The organism is Kitasatospora sp. UYEF31 (genome assembly GCF_057291755.1).
Genome location: NZ_JBXAWK010000055.1, coordinates 33,880 through 42,008 on the forward strand (window position 1 = coordinate 33,880; position 8,129 = coordinate 42,008).

The window sequence follows — 8,129 nt, forward strand, 5'->3', positions numbered from 1 at the left end:
CCTGACCCCGCCGCCACACCAAATCGGACGGCAACGGCTCGGTGTGGAGCCTGACGCTGCGGCCCGGCATCCGGTTCACCGACGGGACCCCGCTGAACGCGGACGCGGTCAAGGCCACCTGGGGGACCCACCTCGACGAGTCCTGGGGCTCCCTCCAGATCGCCGCGGTGCTCTACAGCGACAAGGTCACCGGCGTCCAGGGCTTCAGCGACGGCCTGATCCTCTGGGACCGCGTGGGGCTCCGGAAATAGCCGCATCGCGCTCCGGACGAAAAGTCAGGAATCAGATCGCGTACGGGAGTTCCCGTACGCGGAGAACGCGCAGGAGCCGCGGCGCACCGCGACCCCTGCCCGCGTCCTGGCCGGACCCGTGACAACCCCTACACTGACAACCCCCGCACCGGCGGTCCTTACGCCGACTGCGCCGGAAGCCGCCCGTTCACCGGCTGTGCCGAACCTGCCTGATTGTCCGTCAACAGATCGTCGTGGTACGCGGCCACCGCCACCGGCCCCGCCGAGGCGTACCGGCCACTGGAGACCGCCCAGTCGTGGTTGCCCCGGATCCAGTTGCGCACAGCCTCCACACCCCACTCGGCGGCCGTGCGCTCCACCGGGGACAACGCCAGCTGTGTGTACAGCTCGGGCATCGCGTCCATCAGCCGCACCACCTCGGCCAGCCGCAGGCGGGTCAGCCGCGCCGCCTCCTCGACCGCCGCCGCCCGCGAGCACCCCAGTTCCCGGCGTAACACCGTGACCAGGTTGTGCGGGTCCCCGCGCCGCTCCTCCCGCTCCAGCGAGTGGATGTCGTTCATGAACGCGATGGCGTCGGCCGCCGCGTCCCGCAGAGCGCAGTTCAGCGGATGCGCCGCGACCTGCGGCGGGATCTCGAACCGGCGGCCCGGCTCGGCCGCGTCGAGGGAGTGGTGGATCCCCACACTGCGCCGCCGGAACTCGATGTACTCCTCCAGGCTGGGCGCGGCCCCCTGCGAGACCGCGTAACCCTCCTCGGCGTGCGCGGCCAGGAACCTGGCCCAGTTCGCGCTGAACCTGTTCTGCCACGTGGTGGACATACCGTCGGACAAGCGCGCCCACACCTCCACCCAGCCCCGGGTGATCGGGCAGTCGATCTGCGGCGGCATCCCGGCCGGGCGGAACGGGATGGTGATCATCTCCCGGGAGACCGCGGCCACCGCCTCCTGCCGGTTCTCGACGGCCGGGTCGAACTGGTCGTCGAAGAGGAAGGCGAACGAGAAGAAGTCGATCAGAAGTTCGAGGTCGCGCCCGACGGCGTACGGGAACGTGCGGGCCGCCGCCTGGGCGAGGTCCCACGACAAGTACTCGGCGACGCCGGCCTCGCTGCGCAGCAACCCGCGCTCGCGCAGCCAGTTCACCGAGTGCGTCCGGGCCCGGTCCACGTCCGGGCTGATCAGCGGTGCGAACGGAATTTCGAAAGTAACGTTCTGGGGCACAACGGCCTCCTGCGTGCCAGACCGGAACGGCGGCCCGCCCCGGCTTCCACCTGATGGACCGACCGGCGTGCTGTCCGTCCTGTGTGTTTACCACCGTGGAGGCGCCCAAGCGCCTCTGCACGTGTCCATTCAGCCGTAACCCCTGGCAGAGGAGCGAGGCGAACAGAACGGGACAGCCACTGATCCATGTGCGGATCTCACCCGATCGGCATGAATCAAGCGTCTCACGTGCTTGAACACGACTGAAGTAGTGATTGTCGCTTCCAGTCGACCTGACCTGAATACACCCCTGGGAGTGGTTTTCCTGCCCGGGAGACCGGGCCAGCGGAGCGTTCGCGGGACCTGTGCCGATTCCGTCGCTGGGCATAAAAGTTTGAAAATAGGCCACAATTGACCGTTTTAGGTGGTCCTGTCTTTCGTTCTCGCCCATCTTGATCTGCAACCCTGATCAGTCAGATCCGACACTGCTTTGTCCCGTTCCCGGGTGGTCGAAAATGACCGTACGGTCACCCTCGGCCGGACCGGCCGCATCCATACGGTCGTTTCCGAACCGGCGCAGGCCGTGTCGTGTGGACGCCTCCGCCACCACCGTGCTGGCCGTGGACGGTTGAGCGACAACCTGCCGGGTGCTTGACCGCCGCGATGTTGCAGCTTTACGTTCATCGGGTGGCGGTCTGAAGCGGCACATGCAGGGCGGCCGTAAAAGGGCAAGCCTGTACACCGTCAAGGATTCCCACTCCCGCGCCGGGTCGTCCCCCGGCGCGAGCACCTGTGTTCCCGTACATCCGGCGGACGGCCCAGGCGGCCATCCGTCGTTCCCCAGTTCCGGCGGACCACCCGTGCCGCACGGTCCTGTACTTCCGCAACCGTGTGGAGGCACCGATGACGGCTCCAACGCACCACAGCTCAACAGATCCGGCAACACCACCGGCAGGACCGCACCGTCCGCCCCAGCCTTACGAATACCGCGCCAAGGAACTCGTCGAGCCCGACTGGCGGCGCTTCCCGGGCTGGCGCGACGTCACCGAGGCCGACTGGCGTTCCACCCAGTGGCAACGAGCCCACTGCGTCAAGAACGTGGCCCAGCTCCACGGCGTACTCGGCGACCTGGTCGACGACAAGGTCTACGACGACCTGACGGCTGATCAGCAGCGGCACGCGACCATGTCGATACTGCTGCCGCCGCAGATGCTGAACACCATGGCCACCGGGCCGGCGCCCGCGCCCGGCGCCCTCACCGCGGCCTTCTACGCCGACCCCGTACGGCGCTACATGCTGCCGCTGGCCTCCGACCGGCGCACCGACTGGGGCTCGCACCCGATGGCCGGACGCGACTCCCTCCACGAGTCGGAGATGTGGGCGGTCGAAGGACTGACGCACCGTTACCCGACCAAGGTCCTGGCCGAGTTGCTCTCCACCTGCCCGCAGTACTGCGGCCACTGCACCCGGATGGACCTGGTCGGCAACTCCACCGCCACCGTCACCAAGACCAAGTTCGAACTGAAACCGGTCGACCGCACCGACCGGATGCTCGACTACCTGCGCAGGACACCGGGCGTACGCGACGTCGTGGTCTCCGGCGGCGACGTGGCCAACATGCCGTGGCCACGCCTGGAGGACTTCGTCTCCCGGCTGATGGACGTCGAATCCATCCGGGACATCCGCCTCGCCACCAAAGCCCTCATCGGCCTGCCGCAGCACTGGATGCAGCCCGAAGTCCTCGCCGGACTCGAGCGGTTGGCCGCGAAGGGCCGGGAGAGAAACGTCTCGATCGCCCTGCACACCCACTGCAACAGCGTCCAGTCGGTCACCCCGCTGGTCGCCGAAGCAGCAAAAGCCGTCCTGGGCACGGGAATCCGCGACGTCCGCAACCAGGGAGTACTGCTGCACGGCGTCAACGACGCCGTCCACGACCTGCTCGACCTGTGCTTCGCCCTGCTCGACCAGGCCGCGATCATGCCGTACTACTTCTACCTCTGCGACATGATCCCCGAGAGCGAGCACTGGCGGCTCTCGCTGGCCCGCGCCCAGGAACTCCAAGCCGGGATAATGGGCTACCTCCCCGGCTTCGCCACCCCGCGGCTGGTCTGCGACGTCCCGTACGTCGGAAAGCGCTGGGTGCACCAGGAAGTCGCGTACGACCGCACCACCGGCGTCTCGGAGTGGGCGAAGAACTACCGCACCGCACTGGACGGCGACCAAGCCGACACCACCGCGCGCACCTACAACTACTACGACCCGATCCACACCCTGCCCGAAGAGGGCAGGGCCTGGTGGGAGCAACAGACGAAGGCAGCCCGGTGAACGCCGCAGATCCGGTCCGACGGATGGAGCCGTGCGCATGAGCACCACAAAGATCACGTACGGAGACCTCGCCGTACCGGGTGAGGACCTCCACCACGGCTACGAGAACGCGGTCAAAGAACTGCGCGCCCGACTCGGCGCCGCACACCCCCTCACCGGCCCGGGCGCCAGGCCCGGCGGCACCACCGAGGAGAAGTCCCCGGCCGACACCCGCGTCACCGTCGGCCACTTCGAGACGATGACCGCCGAAGACATCAAAGACGTCGTACGGTCCGCCCGCACGGCCCAGCGCGACTGGAGCGCGCGACCGTGGACCGAGCGCCTCACCGTGCTCGAACACGCGGCTGAACTCCTGTCCGCCGAGGTGTTCGCCCTGGCGGCCGTCCTCACCGTCGAAATCGGCAAAACCCGCATCGAAGCCCTCGGCGAAGCCGAAGAGGCCGCCGAGTTCTTCCGCTACTACAGCAACCAGTGGCGCGTCAACAACGGGTTCGAAAAGCCCCTGGCCAGCACATCGGAGCGGGAACAGACGCGCAGCGTGCTGCGCCCGTACGGCGTGTGGGCCGTCATCGCACCCTTCAACTACCCCCTGGCCCTGTCCGCCGGGCCGGCCGCCGCGGCCCTCGCGGCCGGGAACACCGTCATCCTCAAACCGTCCGAACAGGCCTACCTCAGCGCGCTGCGCCTGCGGGACACCGTCGTACGGGCGGGAGTCCCGGCCGACGCCTTCCAGGTCGTGCCCGGACCGGGCGAGACCGTGGGCGCCGCCCTGGTCGCCGCCGACATCGACGGCATCACCTTCACCGGCTCGTACGAGACGGGCATGGCGATCAGCAGGCAGATCGCGTCGGGCGGCCGCCCCAAGCCGGTGATCGTCGAGATGGGCGGCAAGAACCCCGCGATCGTGGCCAGCAGCGCCGACGTGCGGGTCGCCGCCGACGGGATCGTCCGGTCGGCGTTCGGGTTCAGCGGGCAGAAGTGCTCGTCCTGCTCCCGGGTCCTGGTGCACCGCTCACTCCGGGACCCCCTGGTCGCGGCCCTGACCGAACGCATCGCAGCCCTCCGGGTGGGCGATCCGGCCCGCCGGGACACCGACCTCGGCCCGGTGGTCGACGAACGCGCCCTGGCCCGCTTCGAACAGGCGGTCTCCGACGTGGGCCACGCGGGCCTCCTGGCCGGCGGCCACCGGCTCACCGAAGGAGACCTGCGCTGGGGCGCGTACGTCGAACCCACGCTGGTCGAAGTCGACCGCACGCACCGGGTCTGGACGGACGAACTGTTCGTACCGTTCGTGGCCGTGAACGTCTTCGAGGACTTCGACGACGCCCTGACCGAAGCGAACAACACGCCGTACGGCCTGACCGCGGGGCTCTTCTCCCGGGACCAGAGCGAAGTCGACGCCTTCCTGACCGCAGTCCACGCCGGTGTCGTCTACATCAACCGCCCGGCCGGGGCGACCACCGGCGCGTGGCCCGGGATGCAGCCCTTCGGCGGCTGGAACGGCTCAGGCAACGGCGGGCGCGGCGGCGGCGGCGAGTACTACGCGCAGCAGTACGCGCGGGAGCAGAGCCACAGCGTCGTACGGATGACCGAATCTTCAGAAGGAGCAGCGTGAGCACCGAAGTAGCGGAACCGACCGTTCTGGGGGCCCACTCGGGACCCGTCCTGCGCACCCCGATGCCGGGACCGCGCGCACTGGAGGCGGTCGCCCGCGACCAGGCGGTCACCAGCCCCTCCCTGCCCCGGGCCTACCCGTGCGTCCCCGCGCGGGGCGAAGGCAGCCTGCTTGAGGACGTCGACGGCAACGTGCTGCTCGACTTCAACGCCGGGATCGCGGTCAACTCCACCGGCCACTCCCACCCGCAGGTCGTCGAAGCGGTCCGGGACCAGGCCGGCCGCCTCCTCCACTACTGCAACTCCGATTTCTACAACCCCGTCTACACGGAACTGTGCGAACGGCTGATCGAGGTGAGCCCTTTCGGCAGCGGCCGGGTCTTCCTCGGCAACTCCGGTACGGAGGCCGTCGAAGCCGCGGTCAAACTCGCCCGCATGCACACCGGCCGCTCGCACATCGTTTCCTTCCTGGGCTCCTTCCACGGTCGTACGTACGCGAGCATGTCGCTCACCGGTTCGAAGCACACCTACAAGGACGGCTTCGGCCCGCTGCTCCCCGGCGTAGTGCACGCTCCCTACAACGACCGCTTCGTCCTGGACGGCGGCGGCGAGGCACACGTCCCCGGCTATCTGGAAGAGGTCGTCTTCAAGCGCCTCGTCGGCCCGGACGACGTGGCCGCGATCGTGGTCGAGCCGGTCCTCGGCGAAGGCGGCTACATCCCGGCTGACGCCGACTGGTACGCCAACCTGCGGGAACTGTGCGACCGGCACGGCATCCTGCTGATCGCCGACGAGATCCAGAGCGGCTGCGGCCGTACGGGGATGTTCTGGGCAACCGAGCACTACGGGGTGGTGCCGGACATCATCCTGTCCGGCAAGGGCATCGCCAGCGGCATGCCGATCAGCGCCATGATCGCCCGGGAGGGCGTCATGGACTGGCCCGGCGGGGTCCACGGCTCCACGTACGGTGGCAATCCGGTCGCCTGCGCGGCGGCCCTCGCGACCATCGACCTCATCACAGGATCCCTTGCGGACAACGCGCGCAAGCAGGGGGAATACCTCTTCGACCGGCTCCGGGCGGTCGAGGAGTCACCCATTGTGGAGAAGATCACCGGCGTTGGACTGATGATCGGCATCACCTTCACCGACGCCGGACTCGCCGACCGTGTGGAGAAGGCCTGCTTCCAGCGCGGACTCCTGGTCCTCCAAGCGGGTGACAGTGCGGTCCGTGTCTCACCGCCACTGGTCCTGCGCGAGGACCAGGCCGCAGCCGGGGCGGACATCCTGATCGAGGTCATCACCGAGGTCGCCGTAGAGGTCACCGCTGAGCGCTCAGGGGAGGTCGTCCGCTAGTCCTGAGGGGCTAATACTGCGGAGGTCTGATCCAATTCATCCTTTTTGCCGACGTTTCACAGCCGACTCGTTCATAAGATGGTGGGCGGAAAGCGGAGCGCGTCCACCGGCCGTCACGATGTCATCGTGCGCAGTCATGTCGCGCATGGTGAGACAAAAGGGGCGGGGATGGAGCAGTCGGCGACGCGTGTGCGTGTCGGCCTTCCGGAGAAGGCCGACACGCACTGCGGTTGTGTGACGGGTGCGTGGTGGTCCAGGGCGGCCGCCACGAAGAACCTTGATCGGTGGGGGCCGATTGCCTGGGTTGTCCGGGGACTGTGGTTTGTGGTCAGCGCACTCCTGGGGGAATGGAACCGCCTGTCGGCTAAACCGTTCGCCGAGCTGGGGCGGCGCAAGCTGGCCGCCATCCCGCTGACGTTGTTCACCACGACAGCTCTAGTCGTGCTGCACGCGATGCACCAGACGGCCTGGGGTGCCGTGGTCGTCCGCGTCCTCGGGGAGGTGCGCGCCGACCTCCCCCTGTGGCTGGAGGTCGCGCGGACTCCAGTTTCATTGTTCGTCCCCGCGCCCGACCTGCCGGTCTGGGGCGGCATCACCCAGTTGTTCCTGGCCTTCGGCATGGCCGAGATCCTGATCGGCAAACGCCGGACCCTGTTCATCGGGTACGCCGCGACGCTCGCGGGCACGCTCACCGCCCGCGCGATGATGGAACTAGGCCCCGACCACGCCCTGGGCCTCCCGGCCGCGGCAAAGCACGTCCTTGACACCGGCCCCTCAGCGGCTGTCGTCGGACTGTTCACCTATCTGGCAGTCGTACGCCGGGCACCGGTGCTGTTCGCGATCACCGGCGGCTCCATGGCTCTGGAGTCCATCATCAAGCCGAACCTGGCCGGCCGGGAGCACCTGGTAGCGATCGGCGGTGCGCTGATCCTGGGCGTCGTGCACCACTGGCGCTGCAGCCGCCGGACGAAGGCCGCCGCTGAGGCCGAAGCCCAGGCCGGGCCGGATTTGCGCAGCGGCACGGGGATCGGTAATCTCACCGAGTTGCCGAAGTCCGGAGAACCGGAACGGCGGCCCGTTCCAGATGCTGGAAAACATGAGCAGAAGGCCGATTGGCCCAAAACGAATGTGGTCCGATAAGGTTTGGAACACGCCGAAGGAAAAGCCCGAAAGGACTTGACCGGAAGCGAACGGGAAGCGGAAATACGCCGGAAACGACGTGCTAAGCTTACCGAGTCGGAAGAAACGCCGACAAACACAACAGAAACACAGAACACAGTGCCTAACAAGCACTGAACGCCCGGAGGGCGGCCCTGAAAAGCCCCCGATGGAAGCGTCCGTTCCTTGAGAACTCAACAGCGTGCCAAAAATCAACGCCAAGCTGCGCTTC

Annotated in this window: 5 protein-coding genes and 1 pseudogene; 5 read left to right on the top strand and 1 reads right to left on the bottom strand. The window is 67.9% G+C overall.

The window, feature by feature from the left end; translation table 11 throughout:
- Nucleotides 1-38: 38 nt before the first annotated feature.
- Nucleotides 39-251, top strand: a pseudogene (locus tag AC0Z36_RS23440) (ABC transporter substrate-binding protein); the annotation flags it as partial.
- Between the two features lie 158 nt (nucleotides 252-409).
- Here AC0Z36_RS23440 and AC0Z36_RS23445 read toward each other — a convergent pair.
- A complete protein-coding gene (locus AC0Z36_RS23445; protein ID WP_485464998.1) occupies nucleotides 410-1,468 on the bottom strand; it encodes a terpene synthase family protein in 1,059 nt (352 codons plus the stop codon).
- An 882-nt stretch (nucleotides 1,469-2,350) separates the two neighbouring features.
- Between AC0Z36_RS23445 and AC0Z36_RS23450 the strand changes: the two genes are divergently transcribed.
- The 4 genes from AC0Z36_RS23450 to AC0Z36_RS23465 all read left to right on the top strand — a co-directional run bounded on the left by AC0Z36_RS23450 (nucleotide 2,351) and on the right by AC0Z36_RS23465 (nucleotide 7,879).
- Nucleotides 2,351-3,772 carry a KamA family radical SAM protein gene (locus AC0Z36_RS23450; protein WP_485464999.1) on the top strand — a complete coding sequence of 474 codons (1,422 nt, stop codon included), beginning with the start codon at nucleotides 2,351-2,353 and terminating at the stop codon, nucleotides 3,770-3,772.
- A 37-nt stretch (nucleotides 3,773-3,809) separates the two neighbouring features.
- Complete coding sequence (locus AC0Z36_RS23455) at nucleotides 3,810-5,387, top strand: aldehyde dehydrogenase family protein (protein WP_485465000.1); 1,578 nt, start codon at nucleotides 3,810-3,812, stop codon at nucleotides 5,385-5,387.
- Nucleotides 5,384-6,739: an aminotransferase class III-fold pyridoxal phosphate-dependent enzyme gene (locus AC0Z36_RS23460; protein ID WP_485465001.1), complete on the top strand. Its 1,356-nt coding sequence runs from the start codon at nucleotides 5,384-5,386 to the stop codon at nucleotides 6,737-6,739. The genes AC0Z36_RS23455 and AC0Z36_RS23460 overlap by 4 nt, the downstream gene beginning before the upstream one ends.
- Before the next feature lie 324 nt (nucleotides 6,740-7,063).
- Nucleotides 7,064-7,879 (top strand): hypothetical protein, encoded by an 816-nt coding sequence (locus AC0Z36_RS23465; RefSeq protein WP_485465002.1) that lies wholly within the window; start codon nucleotides 7,064-7,066, stop codon nucleotides 7,877-7,879.
- Nucleotides 7,880-8,129 lie beyond the last annotated feature (250 nt).

Bases quoted from the DNA above. Each gene is read 5' to 3' on its own strand.
- AC0Z36_RS23450 (WP_485464999.1), top strand. From the start codon at position 2,351: ATGACGGCTCCAACGCACCACAGCTCAACAGATCCGGCAACACCACCG.
- AC0Z36_RS23455 (WP_485465000.1), top strand. From the start codon at position 3,810: ATGAGCACCACAAAGATCACGTACGGAGACCTCGCCGTACCGGGTGAG.